Here is a 20411-nt window from a genome sequence, read left to right as displayed (position 1 = left end):
GGCAGAATGCGCGGCGTACGACGGCCCGGTGTGCCGTCCCTGACGTAGAGCGATCGAGGAGTGGCAGGCACATGGGCGAGTTCGTGAATCTCGAGGTTTCCGAGGACACCCCGGGCGTCGGCGTGATCCGGCTGGACCGGCCGAAGATGAACGCGATCAGCCTCCAGGTACAGGCCGAGCTCAAGGTCGCGTGCGCCGAGGCGACCGAGCGCGACGACGTGCGCGCCGTCGTGATCTGGGGTGGCGAGCGACTGTTCGCCGCCGGCAACGACGTCGCCGAGATGGCCGAGATGTCGTACGCCGACATGGTCAAGGCCACCCGTGGCGTCAACGAGGCCGCGACCGCGATCGCGAACATCCCGAAGCCCGTCGTCGCAGCCGTGACCGGCTACGCGCTCGGCGGTGGCTGCGAGCTGACGCTGGCCGCTGACATCCGCATCGCGGCGGACAACGCGACGTTCGGTCAGCCCGAGGTCCTGCTCGGCATCATCCCGGGCGCCGGCGGCACGCAGCGCCTCCCGCGCCTGATCGGTCCCTCGAAGGCCAAGGACCTGATCTTCACCGGCCGCTTCGTGAAGGCCGACGAGGCCCTGGCCATCGGCCTGGTCGACAAGCTCGTCCCGGCGGAGCAGGTCTTCGCCGAGGCCGTCGCCTGGGCGTCGCAGTTCACCAAGGCGGCCGCCCTGGCGATCCGCGCTGCCAAGGAGTGCATCGACCGCGGTCTCGAGGTCGACATCACCACCGGCCTCGCGATCGAGCAGCAGCAGTTCGCGTCGGTCTTCGCGACCGAGGACCGCACCACCGGCATGACGTCGTTCCTCGCCAGCGGGCCCGGCAAGGCGGAGTTCTCCGGCCGCTGACGGCTGATGACGGTTGTCGGCGCCGTGCGTCGGCTACCGTCTGCACCATCTCCATCTACGAAGGGGAGGGCCCGTGGGGTTCTCGATGACGCTTCCGCAGGTGCGCACCCGTGCCGCGCAGCTGCTGTGGGTCCTGTGCGTGCTCTTCGCGCTGTTCCTGGCGCTGGGTGCACTGACGTTTGCGCTGTCCGCCAACGCCGACAACGGCCTCGTGTCGTTCGTCCGCTCGGTGGCCGGCTGGGTGGACCTCGGGGTCTTCAGCCGCGACAACGGCATCAAGCAGTTCACCGGTGACAACGCCGACGTCAAGAACGCGCTGTTCAACTGGGGCATCGGGGCGATCTTCTGGCTCGTCCTCGGTCGGGTGCTGGACCGCGTCGTCCGCCCCTGACCACCGCATCTTGTGAGGGATCGCACGGTGGACGGACATACCGTGACGCCGTGACTCACCAGTAACATCACGACCAAATCCGACTGCACAGGAGGGGCCTCAGGGCCACACCACCATGAACATTGTTGTCTGTGTGAAGCACGTGCCGGACGCCACGGCCGACCGGAAGTTCGAGAGCGACAACACCGTCGACCGCGTAGGCGTCGACGGCCTCCTCTCGGAGCTCGACGAGTACGCCGTGGAGCAGGCGCTCCAGCTGGCTGAGAAGAACGAGGGCTCCGAGGTCACCGCCCTCTGCATCGGCCCGGAGGGCGCCGCTGACGCCGTCCGCAAGGCGCTGCAGATGGGTGCCGACAAGGGCGTCCACATCGTCGACGACGCGATCGCCGGCTCTGACGCCATCGCGACCTCGCTCGTCCTCGCTGAGGCGATCAAGAAGATCGGCACCCCCGACATCGTCATCACCGGCATGGCGTCGACCGACGCGGGCACCTCGCTCGTTCCGGCCGCCCTTGCCGAGCGCCTCGGCCTGCCGCAGGTCACGTTCGCCTCGGTCGTCGAGACCCAGGGCGACCAGATCCGCGCCAAGCGTGACGGCGACGCCGCCACCGAGGTCATCGGCGCCACCCTGCCGGTCGTCCTCTCGGTCACCGACCAGACCGGCGAGCCGCGTTACCCGTCGTTCAAGGGCATCATGGCCGCCAAGAAGAAGCCGCTGGAGACCCTCGGTCTCGGCGACCTCGGTCTCGGCGCCGACCAGGTCGGCCTCTCGGTGGCGTGGACCGCCGTCGAGTCGACCGCTGCCCGCCCGCCGCGCACTGCCGGCGAGATCGTCAAGGACGAGGACGGCTCGGGCGCCAAGGCGCTCGCCGACTTCCTCGCTTCCAAGAAGTTCATCTGAGGAGTCTGAAAATGGCTGAGATTCTGGTTCTCGTCGACCACGTCGACGGTGCTGTCCGCAAGACCACCAACGAGCTCCTCACGATCGCCCGCCGCATCGGTGAGCCGTCGGCCGTCTTCATCGGCTCGGGCGCTGCCCCGGTCGAGGCGCTGGCGAAGTTCGGTGCCGAGAAGGTCTACGTCGTCGACGACGCCGAGATCAAGGGCTACCTCGTCGCCCCCAAGGCCGAGGTGCTGCAGCAGATCGCCGCGACCGCGAACCCGGGCGCGATCCTGATCTCCTCCTCCGCTGAGGGCAAGGAGATCGCGGCTCGCCTGGCGGTCAAGCTCGAGTCGGGCGTCATCACCGACGCCGTCGACGTCGACGCCAACGGTGTGACCACGCAGTCCGTCTTCGCCGGCAACTACACCGTCCAGGCGAAGGTCACCAAGGGCACCCCGATCATCACGGTCAAGCCCAACGCTGCCGCTCCGGAGGAGGTCGCCGGCGCCGGCGCCGCCGTCCCGACGGCCGTGACCATCTCCGACGCCGCTAAGACCGCCACCATCGTGGCCTCGCAGCCGCGTCAGGCGACGGGTCGCCCCGAGCTCACCGAGGCCGCCATCGTGGTCTCCGGTGGTCGTGGCACCGGCGGTGACTTCACCGCGGTCGAGGCCCTGGCCGACGAGCTCGGTGCCGCGGTCGGCGCTTCGCGTGCCGCCGTCGACTCCGGCTGGAAGCCGCACACGTTCCAGGTCGGTCAGACCGGCAAGGTCGTGTCGCCGCAGCTCTACATCGCCAACGGCATCTCCGGTGCGATCCAGCACCGCGCCGGCATGCAGACGTCGAAGACGATCGTCGCGGTCAACAAGGACGAGGAGGCGCCGATGTTCGAGCTCGTCGACTTCGGTGTCGTCGGTGACCTGCACACCGTCCTCCCGGCGCTCGTCGCCGAGATCAAGGCGCGCAAGTGATCTGAGCCCTCGGGCTCCCACGGACGCCCCGGTCACCGCAAGGTGGTCGGGGCGTTCCGCATTTCCGCCGAGACGGGCCTCGTGCAACGCCGACACGGGCCTCGTGCAACGCCGAGACGGGCCTCGTGCCCGGCACGGGCCTCGTCTCGGCATGGCACGGGCCTCGTCTCGGCGATTACGTGGCGGCGGCCGACGCGGCGTCGCGCAGGGCCGGCAGCAGCAGGTCGTACGCCGCGGGAGTGAGGTGGAAGCCGTCGTCCACGAACGCCGCGGTCCCCAGCGGCGCGAGGACGGCCGGGGTGTCGAGCACGCCACTGCCCGCAGCCGTGACCAGCGCGGCGGCCTCGTCGGCGTACTGGCGCAGGCGGGTGTCGCTCCAGTGGTCGGAGGCGCGCTGCTCGTCGCAGCCGGGCGAGGTCATCAGCAGGACGGGCGTCGCGCCGGCCCAGTCCAGGAAGGCCCCGATCGCCCCGAGGAACGCCGGCAGCGGCACGTCGCGCCAGCCTGCGTCGTTCGTGCCGATCGAGACCACCACGACGTCGTACGCCGCCGGGTCGAGGCCGTCGACCTGGTGGAAGAGGTCGGTGGCGACGGAGCCGCCGAAGGCGACGGAGACGGCGTCCGCGCCGATCGACCAGCCTCCGCGGACCGGGCGGGCGAGGTGGCTGTCTCCGGTGATCAGGACGGGCATGGCTGCACCCTACGGACGGCGCGGAAACCGGCAGGACGGCACCCGTACGATTTCCTCGTGAGCATCGAGCAGGACGTCCAGGCAGCAGCACTCCGCGCCCGCGAGGCCAGCCACGAGCTGGCGGTCGCCACGCGCGCGACGAAGGACGCGGCGCTGCTCGCGATGGCCGACGCCCTGATCGCGTACACGCCGGAGGTCCTCGCGGCCAATGCCGACGACGTCGCGCGCGCAGAGGAGGGCGGCACACCGCCCAACATCATCGACCGCCTGCGCCTCACCGAGGAGCGCATCGCGGACATGGCCGACGGCCTGCGCATGGTCGCCGGGCTGGCCGATCCGGTGGGTGAGGTGGTCCGCGGCAGCACGCTGGCCAACGGGCTCGAGTTGCGCCAGGTCCGGGTGCCGTTCGGCGTCGTGGGCATGATCTACGAGGCGCGTCCCAACGTCACCGCGGACGCCGCGGGCATCTGCCTCAAGTCGGGCAACGCCGTGCTCCTGCGTGGCTCCGGCAGCGCGGCCAGCTCCAACGCCGCGATCGTCGACGTTCTCCGCGCCGCCGTCGCCGGCGCGGGCCTGCCCGAGGACGTCATCCAGCTCGTGTCCGCGGAGAGCCACGACTCGGTCAAGGCGCTCATGCAGGCGCGCGGCCTGGTCGACGTCCTCATCCCGCGCGGTGGCGCGGGCCTGATCAACGCGGTCGTGACGGAGTCGATCGTCCCCGTGATCGAGACCGGCATCGGCATCTGTCACGTGTACATCGACGCCGCGGCCGACCTCGACAAGGCGCTCGCCATCGTCATGAACTCCAAGACCCACCGCACCTCGGTCTGCAACTCGGCCGAGTCGCTGCTCGTGCACGAGTCGATCGCCGACGAGTTCCTCCCGCGCATCATCGAGGCGCTGCAGGGTGCCGACGTCGAGATCCACGGCGACGACCGCTTCCAGGAGTACGACGGGGTCACCGGCGCGAGCGACGAGGACTACGGCACCGAGTGGCTGGCGCTGGCCATGTCGGCCCGCGTCGTGAGCGACCTCGAGGACGCGATCGCCCACATCCGCCGCTTCTCCAGCGGCCACACCGACGCGATCGTGACCGAGGACCAGCGGGCGGCCCGCCGCTTCACCGCTGCCGTCGACAGCGCCGCGGTGATGGTCAACGCGAGCACGCGCTTCACCGACGGCGGCGAGTTCGGGTTCGGTGCCGAGATCGGCATCTCGACGCAGAAGCTGCACGCCCGCGGCCCCATGGGCCTGCCCGAGATGACCAGCACGAAGTACGTCGTCACCGGCGACGGCCACATTCGCTGACAGCGGCACTTTCCACCCGGTAGCGTCCGCACCCGTGAAGGCGATCCTCGGCACCCTCGGTTACTCGGTCCTGGGTTCCGTGATCCCGCTGTTCAACGTCGAGGTCTACCTCGTCGGCATCGCCACGCTGATCCCGAGCTCCGCGATCATCCCGGTCGCGATCGCGGCGGGAGCGGGCCAGGCCGCGGGCAAGGTGGTCTGGTACCACGGCTCGCTGCGCAGCATGAGCATGCCGTGGATGCAGAAGCGGCTCGAGACGCCGAAGTTCAAGGCGCGCTACGAGCGCTGGGAGAAGGTCGTCAACGGGCACCCGCTGGCGGGGGCGGGGCTGACCTTCGCGTCGGGGCTCGTCGGCGTACCTCCGCTGCTGGTGATGGGCGTCCTCGGCGGCGCGCTGAAGATGAACCAGGTGATCTTCTTCGGCGCGATCTTCCTCGGGCGGGCGCTCCAGTCGTGGGCGATCCTCGCCGGCTTCACGTCGCTGCTCGACGTACTGCCGTTCGGCCACTGACGTCACACGGGCACTACGCCCGCCGGGGGCGGGCGACCGGTATCGTGTGCGCCATGCTGAGCACCTTCGTTCTTGCCCTGGCCGCGACCGCTGAGAAGGCGGAGGAGTCGACCAACGCGCCGTACATCATCGGCGGCCTCACGCTGGCCATCCTGATCATCTCGCTGCTGCTGGTCGTCTTCGCCATCGGTGGCGGCCGCGAGCACAGCTGATCGCATGACTGCACGCCGTCGCGTAGGCGTGATGGGTGGCACGTTCGACCCCATCCACCACGGCCACCTCGTGGCGGCGAGCGAGGTCCTCGCGTGGTTCGACCTCGACGAGGTCGTCTTCGTCCCCACGGGTGACCCGTGGCAGAAGGCGGCGCGCGCCGGCCGGGCAGTCAGCCCGGCCGAGCACCGCTACCTGATGACGGTGATCGCGACGGCGGCCAACCCGAGGTTCCGCGTGTCGCGCGTGGACATCGACCGCAACGGTCCGACGTACACGATCGACACGCTGCGCGACCTCGCAGCGGAGATGCCCGATGCGGATCTCTACTTCATCACCGGCGCGGATGCGCTGACCAACATCTTCACCTGGCGTGACGTCGAGGAGCTCTTCGGGCTCGCTCACTTCGTCGGCTGCACCAGGCCGGGCTATGAGATGGACCCGGCCGCGATCGCGAACATTCCGTCCGATCGTGTTTCCATCGTCGAGATCCCGGCGTTGGCCATCTCCTCGACCGACTGCCGCGAGCGCACCGAGCGCGGCGAGCCGATCTGGTACCTCGTGCCGGACGGCGTCGTGCAGTACGTCGCCAAGCACCGCCTCTACACATCTGCCCTCGAAGGGGACACCGCATGACTGCCCACGAAGAATCCGTCCGCCTGATCACCGTCGCCGCCCGCGCGGCCGCGGACAAGAAGGCGACCGAGATCCGGGCGTACGACGTCAGCGAGGCCGTGGGTATCACCGACGCCTACCTGCTGGCGACCGGCAACAACGAGCCGCAGGTCAAGGCGATCGTCGAGGAGATCGAGGACAAGCTCCGCGAGGACAGCAAGCTCAAGCCGATCCGTCGCGAGGGCGACAAGGAGGGCCTCTGGGTCCTGCTCGACTTCGGCGACATCGTGATCCACGTGCAGCGCTCGGAGGAGCGGGAGTACTACGCGCTCGAGCGCCTGTGGCGTGACAGCCCCCTCATCGAGCTCCCCAAGGACCTGCACGGTCCTGCCGACGCCTGATCCGGGCGTCTGACCTCTCGTGAGTGCGGAGCACATGCCGGGGGCGGCCTCCGGAGAGGTACGCCGCCTGGTGGTGCTGCGCCACGGGCGCACCGCCTGGAACGCCGAGGGGCGCGCCCAGGGCCACTCCGACGTCTCGCTCGACCGCTTCGGGCACGCGGAGGCGGCTGCGGCCGCGCCGTGGATCGCTCGTCTGTCGCCTGTTGCCCTGTGGTCCTCGGACCTGGCCCGGGCGCGCGAGACCGCGGCGTACGTGGCGAAGGAATCGGGTCTTGACCCGGTCCTCGACGACCGCCTGCGCGAGTTCGCGCTGGGGGAGCGCACCGGCCTGACGAACGCCGAGTTCGAGGCCCGCTTCCCGGAGCAGGCCGCTGCGCTGCGTGCTGGCCGCTGGGACCCGGTGCCGGGCATGGAGACCTCCGAGGAGCTGGCTCAGCGGGTGTCCGCGGCCCTCGTGGACCTCGTCGCATCGATCGAGCCGGGGGAGACCGCGGCTGTCGTGGCCCATGGTGGAGCGATCAAGGTCGGCGTCTCGGCGCTGCTCGGCTGGACCCCGGAGACCGCCCAGGCTCTGCGTCATCCGGTCAACTGCGGGTGGGCGCTGCTGGAGCACGAGGGCCCTCTCGCCGACGGCCGCTGGCGGCTGGCTGCCTGGAATCTGTCCGCCCCCGACCCCGATTTCACATCCGCGCCACCTGTTCGCTAAAGTTCTCGTCGTTGCCCGGGAGACCGGGGAGCAACCCACCTGGGGGTGTGGCGCAGCTGGTAGCGCACCTGCATGGCATGCAGGGGGTCAGGGGTTCGAGTCCCCTCACCTCCACAGGAACCACAAACAGCCTCTGATCTGCGAAAACGCGGACCAGAGGCTGTTGTGATTTGTGGCCAAAGGCGCCGCTTTTCTAGGGGTGGCAGCAGCAAGTGGCAGCAACGGGTCACGAATGACCCCCTTCCGCCAGCCTTGAGCCGAGATTTGCCAGCGCTTCACGAGCTGACGACGACGCCACCTGGCTGTAGATGTTCATCGTTACCGAGATCTGGCTGTGCCGCATGATCGCCATCGCGACGCGGGGGTGCACACCGAGCTCGACGAGCAACGATGCGCAGGTGCGTCGGGTGGAGTGAACCGGGATTACCGGGACGCCCGAGGATTCTGTGCGCTTCTTGAAGGACCGGTTGAAGTTGCGCGGGTCGATAGGAAGCCCGAACTTCGTGGTGAACACGAGGTCGGTGTCGTGCCATGCCTCACCTGCCTTGAGCTTCCAGCGGTTCGTCATCGCACGGTGGGCCTTCAGCGCGTCGATGCAGATGTCGGGGAGCGGCAGCACAGCCTCTGAAGATGCCGTCTTCGTCCGCCGTCGTGTCAGCTGACCCGAGATCCGCTGGATCTGCCACCGGATCCGAGCTTCGCCGCGCTCCAGGTCGACGTCCTCCCACGCGAGCCCGAGCAGTTCACCACGCCGGAGACCGAGGACGAGCATCAGGACGTAAGCGGCGTGGAAGGAATCCCGTGAGCTAAGTGAGGCTTCGAGAAAGGTACGCACGTCGTCCACGCTCCAGACGGTCTGCTTCTCGGAGCGTGGCACCGGCATCCGCACCATGCCCGCGACATTGCGCGTGATCATCTCCTCGCGCACAGCCTGGGCCAGACCCGCTCGAAGTACCGCCCACGCCTGACGCACAGTCCAGTCCTTTGGGAACTGCTGACAACACTTTCCGGCCGAGCAACACCGCTTCTTTTCACGCCGTTCGTCCTTGCCCTGTGCGCAGCACTGGCAGGTGATCCGGAGCTTGTTCACCCAGGTCTGCACGTCGCGCAGTGAAAGTCGGTCGAGGTGCTTCCGGCCGAGCGACGGAACGATGTACAGGCGGATGAACAGGTCGTAGTTCAGAACTGTCGTCGGAGCCAGGGTCGGGCGGACCACGTCCTCGAGCCAACCGCGAAAGTACTGCTCGACAGTTGGGCTACCGACCGCCACGGGCGCAATTGCAGATGCGGCACTGATCTTGGTCAGCTGGGTGACGACGTCAGCGCGGGTGTCGCCGCGAACGTACTTCCGCGTACGGCGGCCACCGGGCGTGGTGACCCAGACGTAGCCGCGCCAACGGCCGTCCATCTTGTAGACGGAGCCTTCGCCGTTGTGTCGCTTAGGCACAGTCCTCAGCCTCCGCGGCACGCTGGGCGACGTACTCGTCGACCCACTCCGGCAGCACCTTGCGAGAGCGACCGTCTTTGAGCGAGCGGAGGCGTCGCTCCGCGATGAGCATGCGGACCTTGGTCTCGCCGTAACCGAGCAGTTGGGCGACCTCAGTGACCGAGTACCACCGCGGTCGGAGGCCGACGTCTTCTTCGAGGGGTCGTGCCATGAGTGTTCTCCTTCGGAAGCAGGTATTGGGAAGGCGCCAGCGCGCAGAGATGTTGGACGGTCAGTCATGCCCGCGCGACCGAGACCGGATGGCGGACTCCACGGCGCGCGCCGCCTGGTCGAGCTCCAGGTATCCGCGGCCCACGTAGAGCCAGGACGACACGAGTTCGAAGCCCTCTGGGACCTCGTCGTCCGGGAGGTCACGGACGTCGGCGTTGGGATCGACGTGGGAGGCCCTCCTGAACACGCGGCGTGCACGACGAAGCTGACCGAAGGTGACGGAGTACGCGCGCGACTTCGTGATTGGGTGCCCGCGGTAGCCGAGCGTCGCGTAGTACATGGCAAGCCGCTCATACGGTCCACCTTCGCGCGCTATGCGCTGGCACGTCTCGACGATCTTCGCCGCCTGTGGAGAAGCACCGCACGAACGTGCGTGGATGGCGGATCGCACGCGCGTCGGGAGCCCGAACTCAGCGGTCGCCTTCGTCAGATACTTCGCCAGGTACGACGCAACTTGCTCTGGATGAGTGCCGTGCGACGAGCGATCGGCGTCGCGCGAGTGTTCGCTGCTGATGGTCCGCAGGTCGACCTGCTTGCCCCAGCGAAGACGCACGACCGTTCCATCTCGCAGTGGCTCCGAGTCGACCCAAACCTCCTCCGCAGCTGCCTTCGCAACGTGCTCGAGGACCTCAGCGGAGATTGGCAACTCGCAGGCCGGCCCGTCAGGCCCGAGGGGACCGTCGAGGCGCATCGGTACGTGGAAGTGGACAACCCCTCGGATCTGGAACTCGGCGACCTTCGAGTACGAGACCTTCGCGTACTTCTTGAAGTCCGTTGCGGCGATGCCGGCCGCAGCCGCGAGCAGGCGCTGGAGCCGGATGATGAACCGGCGCCACAGCTCGGGCACGTGCCACTGCCACAAGACGTGCGCGACGTAGTCATAGCAATCCCGGCACAGCGGCTCACCGTTCATGGGATCCCCCGGGAAGTGTCGACGGTTGCACCACAGGGCTCGACCGTGGCGGCAGCGCGGGTGGTCACGCCGTGGCCGGCAGGGCGCGTTCTCGCGTAGGCCATGGACCGGCCCGAACGACGGTGCCGTGAGTGTCAAGAACGTGGCCGGCCGGCTCGCAACCTCAGCCGGAATTCCCTTGCCTCCCGATAGACCGGCGACGAGTAGGTGCCAGGCATCGCCCTTGTACTCATGGCTGCACGACTCGCACTCTGCCTCGCGCCGGTTGCCGCACCGGACGTAGGTCGTGCCGTCGAGTTCCTGATCGGAGGAATAGAGAGTGGTGAGCTCGCCGGTCTTGACGTTGACGAGGGACTTCGAGCCCTTCAGACGCACCGGACGCTCGCACCCATTCGCTGCCGCCGCGGCCTTTGTGGTCGCAGCCTCCGCGGCCATGCGGAGCAGCTCACGGTCCGGAGCCGCGGTGGTCATTCGCTTGCCTCCACGGTCCGCAGGCGCCGGCGATCGGCCGGCTCTCGAAAGGTCGGAACCTCGAGGCGCTCAGGGGCCGAGTATTGCTGGGCGGTAGCCCTGATCGCCTCGTCATCGGCGTAAAAGGCGCGGACCCGCATGGGGTGGCTCAGTTCCTCGCTGGACACGTAAGCGACGCCAGGCAGAGCGCGGGGAATCTGGTGGCACAGGGCACCAGACTCAGTGGCGCCATCGCCCAGGACCATCGTCGTCTCGCTCCGATCCTTGAGTCGGAGCCCGATCGTCTGGGTAAACAGGCCGCGTGATGGCACGACTTCCTTGCGAGGGTCCTGCAGGCAAGCGAGGACCATGAATCCCGGCGCACGGCCCTGGGAGCAGAGCAGGTTGATCGCGGTGTCCGCGCGACGCTGGAGGTCGCGGTCGTTGGCGTAGGCGGTCAGAGCGGCCAGCTCGTCGATCATCACTACCTCGAGCGGGTCGTCGGCCGTCGGTGTGTGCGAGCGCACGCGGCCGGCGTACCTGACGGTGCGTTGCTGCATGAGTTGGACGAGTTGCTCGAGCAGCGCGACGGCATCCTTGGCGTTGGTGGCAACGGACGTGAAGAGTCCCTCGCCAACCAGCACTTCCATCCCTCCCTTGAGGTCGATGCCGTGGAGGCGGACCGTTCCGGTTGGGACGTGCGGCGCCAGCGCGAAGGCGGTGCTCCAGAAGACCGAGCCCTTGCCCGCACCTGAGCAACCGGCGACGAGAGTGTGCGGTCCGACAGCAATGCGCCACGGCGCCCCGTCCTCGCGGACTCCGATCGTCAGCGCGTCCAAGTCGGAAGTTTGTGAGATGTCAGCGGGGGACACGGCGGCAAGCGGGTCGCCGACAGTGAAGGCGAGGTCGAGCTCACGGGGGCCGGCTGGCTCGATGCGGAGACGACTCGCGTTCATCGCCATGCGTATCGCCTCGCTGGCGGCGACGAAGTCGGTCGCGGTCTGGCCAATGAGAGGACGCACACGCGCCGAGACGTAAGGCCAGGTCGCGGTGACCTTCATGAGCTGGGGGAGATGGAGCGCATTTCCTGATCCCCGTGCCAGGCCGGCCGATTCGCAGACCTCAGCCCAGCGGCTCCGGACTCGGCGGCAGCCGATCAGGCCGAGCACAAGGCAAAGCAACCGGTTGGGATTGGCTGTGGCTCTGACCCACAGGAGCTCGCCGGTCGACAGGGCGACCGCGAGGATGAAGGCGGGGAAGGCCGACCAAGGCCACCCCAGCCAGATCAGCGCGATTGCCACGAGGGCCAGGCCGGGTGCCGCGCGCAGGTGGCGGAGCACCCGGCCCGCGTTCACCGCCAATGCTCGCGAGAGTGTGGTGCTGGCGGCGTACATCTCATGCCCTCAGCTCGCCTGCTCAGCGACCGCGGCGCGGATGGTGCGGACCGTCGTGCGGAGCTCCTCGAAGGAATCCTGGACGCAGTCCTTGGCGACGCGGAGATCGTTCTCAACCGCCTCGTTAGGGCACCCCGCGAGGAAGCGAACTGCCCAGAGCAGTGCGTCCTCCACCTCATCGAGCCGCTTGACGACCATCCAGAGGTCATCGGCCGTACGGGCGAGACCCTGCCCGCCGAAATGACGATCCCAGCGGTCCAGTCGCTCCACGCTCATCATCGCCGGTCACCCCGCGGTACAGCTACGAGCAGTCGGACACGGTTGATCTCCGCCTCCCACGCCCAGGGTGTCGGCCGGCTGAGGAACATGTACTCGTACTCGCCAGATGTGGCCTCGGCCTGGAGCCGTGCGACCTCCTCGGGGCCCGGTACGCCGAGGGCGACCGTCACCGTCCCATCAGGCCCTTCGTGTGCGGCGATGCCGGACACATTTGCGTTGGGCCCGACGACCTCGACCGCCCGGCACACGGCAGCCGCGAGGTCGCCGAAGGCCCAGCCTTCCCAGTTCGGGGCATCCCGAGTGAACTCGACGTGCATCACGCGGCCGCCTTGTCGTTCGGGTTGCCGGCACCTGCGGGCTTGCTGGACGAGCTCGGGAGGAGAACCGACTCGGCATTCCAGTACTCGGTGATGCCGCCGGCCTTGTTGACGCGAACTTCCGCTCGCAGCGCGACGAAGCCGATCGGACTCAGGTCTCGGGGCTTCGGCTCCTCCTCGGCATCGACCGTGACCATCGCGGTTGCGGTCGATCGGCGGCCGAACACGACCTGCGTGTAAAGCACCTCGACCTGCCACAGCGGCATCCCGGTCGCTTCGTTGCGCGCCTGCGTCTCGGAGGGCCGACGGCGGCCGTCCGGCGTCTCCTCCCACTCGAAGACGGGCTCGACGATCCCAGTGGCGGTCATCGGCTGACGCTTGCTGTCGATTGCGTAGCTGGGCATTGCTTCTTCCTCTCGAAGTCCCGCCCCTCTGGCGGGTGCTCTTCAAGTGGAAGCGCGATTAGTCGGACGAACCCCGAAAAGTTTTCAGGGGTCGAGAAGCGGTTGGCCCACGGTCCAGATGACGCGCACTCGATTGAGGGAAGTGCCGCGGCATGTGCAAACGCATTGCACGGCCGTGGTGGCAGTGACGTCACCTCGCGTTGACGAAGTCGCTCGCCGAATTCTCGGGAATTCAGCGGCAGCCCGGACCGCCAAGGTTCTGCTCGGATAAGTTCTCGGCCATGGCCGTGACCACCGATGAACAGACGTACAGCTACGTCCGCCCGTCGGAGCTGACTTTCAGCGGCGGACGAGCCGACCTGTTGCTCGCGACCAGCGGCGGGCGTACCGCAGCCGGCCCGGCCACCCACCCTGTGTTCTTCGATGGCTTCCTCGGGCATGCCGAGCAAGCGGCGGCGGCTTTACTCGCGGTCGCCAAGGTCGCCCGTACTCGCTTCTATGTGCCACCCGGAATGGTTGCCGCGATCCTGCGGGCCGCCGACCCCGTCGTGACCAGCAACGGCGATCGGCTCCGATTCGAGAGCTTCTCCGCGTGCTGCGGGGTGTACGCGCGCTACGACGCCCTGCCGGGCAGCCTTGACGGCACCCTGCTCGACACCGGCACGACCAATGTTGACTTCAACCCGCCGATGCGCGATGCCCTCGCCCGCATCGGCGGTCTGGAACCGCTGCATCTCCAGGTCGGCGAGGACGTCGTGGTTCGCACTCTTGACGCTGAGGTGACCGAAAAGAAGGTTCCTTTGCCCGAACGATGGCTCAAGGGCTTCGCTGAGGTTCAGATTGCTTGCGCGACCGTCTCCCCGGCCTTCGATGTTGCGGCATCCGAGGCGCGACGCTTCATCCGGGGCCTGCCGAGCTCCGGTAGTCGCAAGCCAGTCTGGGTCGTCCCGGCCGGACGCGGGCTGCGCATCACTACGCGCCCGACTCCGGACGCGGTATCCCTGTCGGGGCTCGATCGGCTCAAGCCGCTTGAACCGCTGCTCCGCTTCGCCCGCTCCCTGCGTGCGTATGCAGCTCCGCATGACGCACAGGGTGCCACTGGTGTGTGGGAGCTCGAGCTCGACGACGCGCGCTTTGTCCTCGTCCTCAGCCCCGAGTCCAGCCGTGGGTTTTCCGGAGAAGGCGGAGTTCTCTGGGACCTCGCCGACGAGCAATCCGCCGAAGACGCGGACCTCATCAGTGCCCTTCTCACCTTTGAGCCGAGGATCGACATCTCGGGTCTTTCGGCCGAGGCAGGCCTCGCCGAGGACCGGGTCACCCGCGCGCTCAGCCGCCTCGGGGCGGCGGGCAGGGTCGGGTACGACGTCGCTGAAGGCGGCTACTTCCACCGCGAACTTCCCTACGACGCCGACAGGCTCGCCACGATGCATCCCCGCTTACGGGACGCGATCACCCTGGTCGAGACGAGCGCCGTGCGACTCGACGGCGAGACCGCCTACGTCCGAAGCGGCGACACCGAGCACGTCGTACGCCGCGTGGTCGACGGCGACCGGTGCACCTGCCCCTGGTATGCAAAGCACAAGGGAAACCGCGGCCCCTGCAAGCACGTACTGGCCGTCGACCTGGTCCGAAAGCGGGAGCGATGAGCCTGGACGCGATCCTCACTTGGCTGGTACGCGGGGACACGGACGAGGTCATGTCAGGCCTCCTCAATCTCAGCGACGCTGACCGCAAAGCGCTGGGTCCGAAGGCGCGCGGATGGCTCACCCGGGGGAACCCCACCCGGGTCTCTTCGGCCCACGCCGCTCTCGCGGTCCTCGCAACAGCGGGCGGCCACCGGCAGGCCATGGTCGCCCAGCAGGCCTTCGGGTTTGACCGCTTCCACGTGGATCACGCAGTCGCCATCCTGAAGGCCCGCAACCCCGGTTGGCTGCCCGAGTTCGTCGACTCCTTGCTCGACGACGAATTCGGGAACTGGCGACTCGCTCGTGGACTTGTCCGTGCCGGCGTGGCACCGGTGCCGGACCATCCCGAGTACTTCCGGGGCACCGTCAGGGGCGTGCCTGACTACTGGGCGAAGGAGCGTGCGCCGCTAATCGACCAGCTCGATGCCGACCCAGCGCTCGCTGGTGACCACCTGATCACGATGCTCGCAACCGAGGGGACTGGCCGGCTACTCGCCTACCACGACAAGTTCGCAGAGACCTTCTACGCACACACGCCCCGCCGCCTGCCCATGGCTGCCGCGACCTGGCGTGTGACCCTCCTGGCGTTGTCCCAGGAAGGACGGCTTGACCGCGGGAAACTGCTCGACACGGTGCTCGCGGCTCCGCTGCGTGACTGGGCAGCCATCGATCTTGGCTGGTTTGTGGTCATGCACGACGCCCTCGCGCCGACCCTTGACGAGGTCGCCGAACGTCAAGGGACCTATGCGCGGATACTCACCGCCGAACATGGACCGTCAGTGAGGGCAGCCCAGCGTGAGCTACTCAGACTGCTACCCGACACGCGCTTTGAACCAGAGCCGGTCATTGCTGCGAGCCGAGGAACCCTTGGGCGTGCCGACAAGGCAACTGTCGTCGCCCAACTGCGCCTGCTCGAGAAGATCGCCACGGCGCACCCCGAACTCTCCATCGTGGCCACGGTGCAGATCGCCATGGAGCACAGCCGGGCCGACGTACGCGATCAGGCGGCCACGATCCTGAAGCGGCTTGGAGTCGACGCAGGCAAGGCTGACGAACCGCAAGAGTTTGTCGCGGCCCAGCCCGAAGCACGCCCCCAGCCGCCGTTGTGCGGCCAGTCGAATCGGCTGACGAGCTTGCCGAAGTACTCCTTGACCTCTTCGAAGAGCTCGACGCGCTCGAGATGGAGCGCGCGATCGACGGGCTGCTGCGGTTCGCCGACCACCGCCCATCGACTGCTGACCTCCTGCTGGAACGGGCGATGAAGACTGAGTACTACGGGGAATGCCCGTATAGCGCGGTCCGCACCCTGACACTCGCCTGGCTCACGCCTCGCAAGCGCGTCCTCGACGGCGACTGGAGGGTCGTACTCGGCCAGGCAATCCTCCCCACCCAAGCGGCCCTCCCGGAATCGTTCGTCGGAGCGATCGGCCGACGCCTTTCTGGCGTCGCGCACGCTGTCCGCGAAGGAGGCCAGGGCTCGCTAGCACTTCCATCGCGGGCCGACTTCACGCTGGACGCGGATGAGCTCAACCGACGCGTTGAGCTTGCGGGCCGGTCTCGCTCGATCCTCGAACTCGAATTGACCATCGCGCTGCTAAGGATCCCGCCAAGCGCGCGATCAGGAGTCATGATCCCGCGATCGCTGCGCAAGTCCGCTGCCGTCGCCCAGGCTCAGCGGGCGAACCACCCCGGTTGGCTGCGAGAGGTCGCCTCATACCAACGCATGAGTTGGGAGCCCGAACGACGGGTCGCCACCTTCCGCGACGTGAAAGGGAGCGAAGGGCATGCCGGAGCAGGCATCTTCGCAAGATCCAGCCCCGCAGCAACGGCCGAGCCGGAGTCGGCGTACGGCGAATACGAACCGCACTTCGAGCAGACACTAGGACTCGGGGCAGCCCTTTTGCCGCACGACCACGACGTACTGGCGGCTCACGCTCACCCGTACCTCCACCGCGACCTTCGAAAGGACCGCGCGTGCTCCGTCCAGGTAATTGATGCGATCGCGCGAGCCCGGACCGTCAACGGCTCGCCGTCATCTTCTGCGCTCGTACTAGCGCTCGCGGCCAAGGATGCGCGCAGCCGAACTGCAGCCCAGGACGCCATCCTGGACCTAGCGCGCCACGGTGTACTCGACGGCAAGGAGCTCGGCCGGCAGGCAGCCCTCCTGCTTGCCGACGACATCGTCATCGGGAAACGAATCAGCGATGGCCTTGCGGAATGCACTCGCGGAAACGATGCCGCCGTTCCGCACGTGTTGCACGCCCTCCGAGAAATCGTCGCCGTGCTGCCCGGACGACGCGATGCCGGGGCATTCCTGGAAGTGGCCGCGGTCCTCGCTGAGCGGACGGGCACCACAATCGAACTACCCGTTGCGTTCCGTGAACTCGCAACGGGCAAGTCGTCATCGATGCTCGCCAAGGCCGCGCGCCGTCTCATGCGCTGAGGCCAATTCGGTGCGCCGACTCGTGCCCGCCGGTCCAAGCAGGCCAACTTCGACGAGTCTCATGGCGCCCCGCGTAGTACCCCATTGGATCGATGCCGGCCCCGCTTCGCCGGCGCGGTTTCGAGGCTGGAAACCGAACAATCCACGTGCGAGGGGATTTCGACAGATTGCGGTGCTTCTGTCACAGGTCGGTCAGGACGCCGAGATCCACTCTCGGTGGCTGGACGAAGTCGGATCGTTCACGAAGTCGGCGTTCGATGCGGCTGGCGTGGATCTGGCAGGTTCCGAGGACTTCGACGCTGCCGGGTCCGGCGCAGATCCTCGACGCTAAGCAGGGTATTGGGCGTCTCCGGTAGCTCGAAACCTCTCGTGCGATCGTGCCCTTGAGGAGGCGCAGCAGTCGCCGCGCACACTGACGAGCACAGACGCACCAGGTGTATATACACGGGCGGCTAGCCTCGCCGGCATGGGAAGCCGACTGACCGGGCTGCAGCTCGACACCCTTCAATGGATCGCTGACGGCCACGCCGACGGTGACGCTCCTAACTCGCGCAGAACCTCAGCCAGGTCACTGGCAACCCGCGGCCTAGCCACCGTGAAAGGACGCGGCCCCCGCTGGAGTGCCTCCATCACCGAGCTGGGGCGAGAGTGGCTCGCGAATGACGGGCAAGCTCCGAACCCGCCTGCACCTCCCGAGCCCGAGCGCGTCGCGGTCACCGCGACCGCCGAGCGAGTCACGTTCGCCTCGCCCAGCTACAGCACAGCGCGAGTGACCCGGACGCGACGGCGGTCGACCCCGCCGGCACCGGACCGGACGGTCGACTCACCAGCTGGCAAGCGAAGGGCCAGCCACCGTCCCCGCGGCGATGCCCTATTCACCGCAGAGAGCCCGGACCCGTGGGACGAGAAGATCCTCGTCAACGTGAAGGAGGCTGCATGGATGCTGAGCCTTCCCGAGCACGCCATCCGCCAAGCAGTCACGAATGGCGACGTTGACCGGGTCTTCATCGGCGAGGGAAAGAGCCGCTACCGGATCGTCTACGGCTCATTGCTGGCGTGGGTGAACGACATGCCTCGCGAGTCTGCGAGGCGCTGGTGGTGAACGACCCGAACGAGTGGGACGCCCCGGACCCACCGCGTCTCCTCGTATCCGCGAAGCGGGTTGCGGCTGAGCTCGACATCCCCATCTGGAAGGCGCACGAAGTCTGCTGGTGCCTCGACCGGCGCTTCTATTCACCCGGTCAGAGCCACTTCCGTGTCACCGTGGCATCCCTCGAGGCGCTCAAAGATTTGCTGAACCTCGGTCTCGACTTAGCAGGCGCCCGTGCCGTGATGTGGCAGTTCAAGACCCGGGGTGACCTGCCGCCTCCGGACCTATCACTGGAGGAAGCCAAGCGGATCTACTGGCTCGCGCGACGACGCTGGTAGGTCGACCGCTGCGCGAATGGTCGCAAGTTGCGGGAACGGTCCGGTCAGGCTCCGGTTGTCGGTGTGGCCAGATGTGAGCGTGGTCCGACGAGCGCACCCTTTTGGTGCGTTCGCCGAATCCCGCGAACACCGCTCGTCAGGCGGTTCCGTGTTCTAGGTACGTGCCTAGGTGTCCCTGGTCTGCGCGGGCGGCGGCAAGGATTCGTCGTCCGAGGCGCGGGGGAGTGACCGACGTGATCAAGCCGGCGGGCCAGTACTTGGCTTCAGACAGTTCATCGGGCGGAAGTGTCAGAGCAGACAGTTCAACGTGCGATGCATCGAAGATGAAGAGCAGTTTGTCACCCTCTTGCTCGGCCGGCGCCCAGTCCACGACGAGCAGGTTCCCAACGGGGTGGTCGACTCCGAGTTCCTCCCGGATCTCACGGATGCAAGCGGCCCGCGGAGATTCGCCAGGCTCCACGTAGCCGCCGGGGATCTCCCAGCCGTCCTTGTAGGTCGGCTTGACCAGCAGGATCTCGCCCGCGGAGTTCCGGATCAGTGCTCCGGCCGCAACACGGGGCGTCGCCATCGGGGGAGTGTCCGCGTGAGTCACGCTCCGACCCTAGGCGCAGACTGGCTAGCCGAGGTGCAGGCGGGTGGCGAGTTGCGCGAGGTCCAGGGAGGGCTTGCCCTTGACGGACCGCATCCACGTCTGCACGAGGTAGCGAGTCAAGAAGTGGTACCTGACTTGCTCGGGGGCTCGATATTCGGCATCGAGGACTGTTGCGAGAGCCTCGTCACGGCGTCCTGCAGTCGTGAGGGCGCGGGCGACCTCGAGCGAGTGCCGCGCCCTGCGCTCAATCGGAACAGATCGAGTGTCCAGGTCGGGCCCGAGCTTCAGGGCAACCGGGACGTCCCCCAGCTCCATGGCCGTCGAGACGCGATGGATCGCGACGTTCGTCGGACCGAAGGCGGTCCACAACTTGTTCTCGTCCCGCCCGAGACGACGTGCGGCGTCGCTCGCGGCGTTCAGAAAGTCTCGAGTCGTTTCGCGGTCGCCGGCTCGTGCAGAGGCCATCGCTCCTGCGAGCAGCGCAGTGCCGTACACGGACAGCATCGTGGAGCTTGGGCGGTGAAGGTGTGGCTCGAAGAAGTCGGCTGCGTCGTTCGTGATCCGCACTGCGTCGACGTACTGGCCCGTGGAGAGCAGCGAGTGCGTGATGGAGCGGAGCAGTGAGCCGATCACGACGGGGTTTCCGCTCTCGTGCGCCATCGCGATTCCGCGTTCGGATGCCGTCCAAGCCAGGTCGACCTCACCGAGCTTGGTCAGAGTGGACGCGGCGACCTGGTACGCGAGGGCGAGTCGGCCGGCAGCGATTGCCCGCTCGTCTCCTGCGTACGTCGCGACTGCTGCTCGGGCGCGCGGGATCAGCCTCACGAGGGCAGCAACGACGAAGCCGAAGCGAGCGTCTTGGTACGCCGACCAGACCTCGTCGACGTCGGTCTTGAGCTGCTGCAGATCCGTAGGATCAGCAACCGCGCTGGTCGTGCCGAGAAGGATCCGATAGTCCATCAGCACTTCCCGCAGGGCCGGCACGGTGCGCTGACCTGAGTCGGTCGTCCACTCCATCAACGATGGTTCTGCGAGAAGGTCGCCGAGGGCTATGTCGAGGCATTCTGCGACTGCTCGCAACACCGACAGACGGTCAAGTGTGATGTCGTCGTTTTCGAGCTTGCTGAGCCAGCTGACTGTCCGGCCGAGCATGCCCGCCAGGACTTCCTGGGACATTCCGCGGCGCTGGCGATACCAGGCGATTCGGCGCCCGAGAGTGAGATCCGTGGTCATCCCGCGCAT

Annotated in this window: 25 protein-coding genes, 1 tRNA gene and 1 pseudogene; 16 read left to right on the top strand and 11 right to left on the bottom strand. The window is 67.6% G+C overall.

What is annotated here, in order from left to right:
• Positions 1–71: 71 nt before the first annotated feature.
• From EPD65_RS00460 to EPD65_RS00445, 4 genes are all read left to right on the top strand, one after another.
• The gene (locus tag EPD65_RS00460) at positions 72–860 is read left to right on the top strand and encodes an enoyl-CoA hydratase/isomerase family protein (protein ID WP_131580844.1); all 789 of its coding nucleotides are present in this window, start codon (positions 72–74) and stop codon (positions 858–860) included.
• Between the two features lie 73 nt (positions 861–933).
• Positions 934–1251: a hypothetical protein gene (locus EPD65_RS00455; protein ID WP_243640359.1), complete on the top strand. Its 318-nt coding sequence runs from the start codon at positions 934–936 to the stop codon at positions 1249–1251.
• Positions 1252–1384: 133 nt separating this feature from the next.
• Entirely contained in the window at positions 1385–2152 is a 768-nt protein-coding gene (locus tag EPD65_RS00450) for an electron transfer flavoprotein subunit beta/FixA family protein (protein WP_243640358.1), read from the top strand.
• An 11-nt stretch (positions 2153–2163) separates the two neighbouring features.
• The gene (locus tag EPD65_RS00445) at positions 2164–3105 is read left to right on the top strand and encodes an electron transfer flavoprotein subunit alpha/FixB family protein (RefSeq protein ID WP_131580839.1); all 942 of its coding nucleotides are present in this window, start codon (positions 2164–2166) and stop codon (positions 3103–3105) included.
• Between the two features lie 175 nt (positions 3106–3280).
• Here the strand turns inward: EPD65_RS00445 and EPD65_RS00440 are convergent, their stop codons facing one another.
• Complete coding sequence (locus EPD65_RS00440) at positions 3281–3796, bottom strand: SGNH/GDSL hydrolase family protein (protein ID WP_131580837.1); 516 nt, start codon at positions 3794–3796, stop codon at positions 3281–3283.
• Between the two features lie 57 nt (positions 3797–3853).
• On the opposite strand from EPD65_RS00440, the gene EPD65_RS00435 reads away from it, so the two are divergent.
• From EPD65_RS00435 to EPD65_RS00410, 7 genes are all read left to right on the top strand, one after another.
• Entirely contained in the window at positions 3854–5104 is a 1251-nt protein-coding gene (locus tag EPD65_RS00435; RefSeq protein WP_131580835.1) for a glutamate-5-semialdehyde dehydrogenase, read from the top strand.
• Positions 5105–5138: 34 nt separating this feature from the next.
• Positions 5139–5615: a hypothetical protein gene (locus EPD65_RS00430; RefSeq protein ID WP_131580832.1), complete on the top strand. Its 477-nt coding sequence runs from the start codon at positions 5139–5141 to the stop codon at positions 5613–5615.
• Between the two features lie 53 nt (positions 5616–5668).
• Complete coding sequence (locus EPD65_RS16110; protein WP_165872827.1) at positions 5669–5827, top strand: hypothetical protein; 159 nt, start codon at positions 5669–5671, stop codon at positions 5825–5827.
• A 4-nt stretch (positions 5828–5831) separates the two neighbouring features.
• Positions 5832–6461, top strand: coding sequence for a nicotinate-nucleotide adenylyltransferase (gene nadD / locus EPD65_RS00425; protein ID WP_131580830.1), 630 nt, complete (start codon positions 5832–5834; stop codon positions 6459–6461).
• A complete protein-coding gene (gene rsfS / locus EPD65_RS00420; RefSeq protein WP_131580827.1) occupies positions 6458–6841 on the top strand; it encodes a ribosome silencing factor in 384 nt (127 codons plus the stop codon). Before nadD ends, rsfS begins: the two co-directional genes overlap by 4 nt.
• Before the next feature lie 19 nt (positions 6842–6860).
• Entirely contained in the window at positions 6861–7547 is a 687-nt protein-coding gene (locus tag EPD65_RS00415; protein WP_131580825.1) for a histidine phosphatase family protein, read from the top strand.
• Between the two features lie 41 nt (positions 7548–7588).
• Positions 7589–7661, top strand: a tRNA-Ala gene (locus tag EPD65_RS00410).
• A 112-nt stretch (positions 7662–7773) separates the two neighbouring features.
• On the opposite strand, the gene EPD65_RS00405 is transcribed toward EPD65_RS00410, so the two are convergent.
• The 7 genes from EPD65_RS00405 to EPD65_RS00375 are packed head-to-tail and all read right to left on the bottom strand — an operon-like array spanning position 7774 to position 13021.
• Positions 7774–8994, bottom strand: coding sequence for a tyrosine-type recombinase/integrase (locus EPD65_RS00405; protein ID WP_207891357.1), 1221 nt, complete (start codon positions 8992–8994; stop codon positions 7774–7776).
• Positions 8987–9205, bottom strand: coding sequence for an excisionase family DNA-binding protein (locus EPD65_RS00400; protein ID WP_131580822.1), 219 nt, complete (start codon positions 9203–9205; stop codon positions 8987–8989). The genes EPD65_RS00405 and EPD65_RS00400 overlap by 8 nt, the downstream gene beginning before the upstream one ends.
• A gap of 60 nt (positions 9206–9265) precedes the next feature.
• Positions 9266–10648, bottom strand: coding sequence for a replication initiator (locus tag EPD65_RS00395; protein WP_131580819.1), 1383 nt, complete (start codon positions 10646–10648; stop codon positions 9266–9268).
• Positions 10645–12021, bottom strand: coding sequence for an FtsK/SpoIIIE domain-containing protein (locus tag EPD65_RS00390; protein ID WP_131580816.1), 1377 nt, complete (start codon positions 12019–12021; stop codon positions 10645–10647). The genes EPD65_RS00395 and EPD65_RS00390 overlap by 4 nt, the downstream gene beginning before the upstream one ends.
• 9 nt (positions 12022–12030) lie before the next feature.
• Complete coding sequence (locus tag EPD65_RS00385; protein ID WP_131580813.1) at positions 12031–12291, bottom strand: hypothetical protein; 261 nt, start codon at positions 12289–12291, stop codon at positions 12031–12033.
• A gap of 5 nt (positions 12292–12296) precedes the next feature.
• On the bottom strand, positions 12297–12617 hold the full coding sequence (locus EPD65_RS00380; RefSeq protein ID WP_131580811.1) for a hypothetical protein: 321 nt from the start codon (positions 12615–12617) through the stop codon (positions 12297–12299).
• The gene (locus EPD65_RS00375) at positions 12617–13021 is read right to left on the bottom strand and encodes a hypothetical protein (RefSeq protein WP_131580808.1); all 405 of its coding nucleotides are present in this window, start codon (positions 13019–13021) and stop codon (positions 12617–12619) included. Before EPD65_RS00375 ends, EPD65_RS00380 begins: the two co-directional genes overlap by 1 nt.
• Before the next feature lie 281 nt (positions 13022–13302).
• On the opposite strand from EPD65_RS00375, the gene EPD65_RS00370 reads away from it, so the two are divergent.
• The 5 genes from EPD65_RS00370 (at position 13303) to EPD65_RS00350 (ending at position 18577) form a co-directional block, all read left to right on the top strand.
• A complete protein-coding gene (locus tag EPD65_RS00370; RefSeq protein ID WP_131580806.1) occupies positions 13303–14667 on the top strand; it encodes an SWIM zinc finger family protein in 1365 nt (454 codons plus the stop codon).
• Positions 14664–15968 carry a DUF6493 family protein gene (locus EPD65_RS00365; RefSeq protein ID WP_131580802.1) on the top strand — a complete coding sequence of 435 codons (1305 nt, stop codon included), beginning with the start codon at positions 14664–14666 and terminating at the stop codon, positions 15966–15968. Before EPD65_RS00370 ends, EPD65_RS00365 begins: the two co-directional genes overlap by 4 nt.
• Positions 15887–17149, top strand: a complete 1263-nt coding sequence (locus EPD65_RS00360) for a hypothetical protein (RefSeq protein ID WP_131580799.1) — start codon at positions 15887–15889, stop codon at positions 17147–17149. Before EPD65_RS00365 ends, EPD65_RS00360 begins: the two co-directional genes overlap by 82 nt.
• A gap of 922 nt (positions 17150–18071) precedes the next feature.
• Positions 18072–18251 carry a hypothetical protein gene (locus EPD65_RS16480; RefSeq protein WP_243640357.1) on the top strand — a complete coding sequence of 60 codons (180 nt, stop codon included), beginning with the start codon at positions 18072–18074 and terminating at the stop codon, positions 18249–18251.
• Positions 18248–18577, top strand: coding sequence for a hypothetical protein (locus EPD65_RS00350; RefSeq protein WP_131580794.1), 330 nt, complete (start codon positions 18248–18250; stop codon positions 18575–18577). Before EPD65_RS16480 ends, EPD65_RS00350 begins: the two co-directional genes overlap by 4 nt.
• A 136-nt stretch (positions 18578–18713) precedes the next feature.
• On the opposite strand, the gene EPD65_RS00345 is transcribed toward EPD65_RS00350, so the two are convergent.
• The 3 genes and pseudogenes from EPD65_RS00345 to EPD65_RS16705 all read right to left on the bottom strand — a co-directional run.
• Positions 18714–19145, bottom strand: a complete 432-nt coding sequence (locus EPD65_RS00345; RefSeq protein ID WP_165872826.1) for an NUDIX domain-containing protein — start codon at positions 19143–19145, stop codon at positions 18714–18716.
• A gap of 48 nt (positions 19146–19193) precedes the next feature.
• A complete protein-coding gene (locus tag EPD65_RS00340; RefSeq protein WP_243640356.1) occupies positions 19194–20186 on the bottom strand; it encodes a hypothetical protein in 993 nt (330 codons plus the stop codon).
• Positions 20187–20231: 45 nt separating this feature from the next.
• Positions 20232–20402 (bottom strand): annotated as a pseudogene (locus EPD65_RS16705) (helix-turn-helix domain-containing protein); the annotation flags it as partial.
• Between the last annotated feature and the right edge of the window lie 9 nt (positions 20403–20411).

Source organism: Nocardioides jejuensis, from assembly GCF_004337475.1.
In the GTDB taxonomy this organism is placed as follows: domain Bacteria; phylum Actinomycetota; class Actinomycetes; order Propionibacteriales; family Nocardioidaceae; genus Nocardioides; species Nocardioides jejuensis.
The sequence above is the reverse complement of the archived record's forward strand: the minus strand, read 5'-3'. Positions and strand labels throughout refer to the sequence as shown.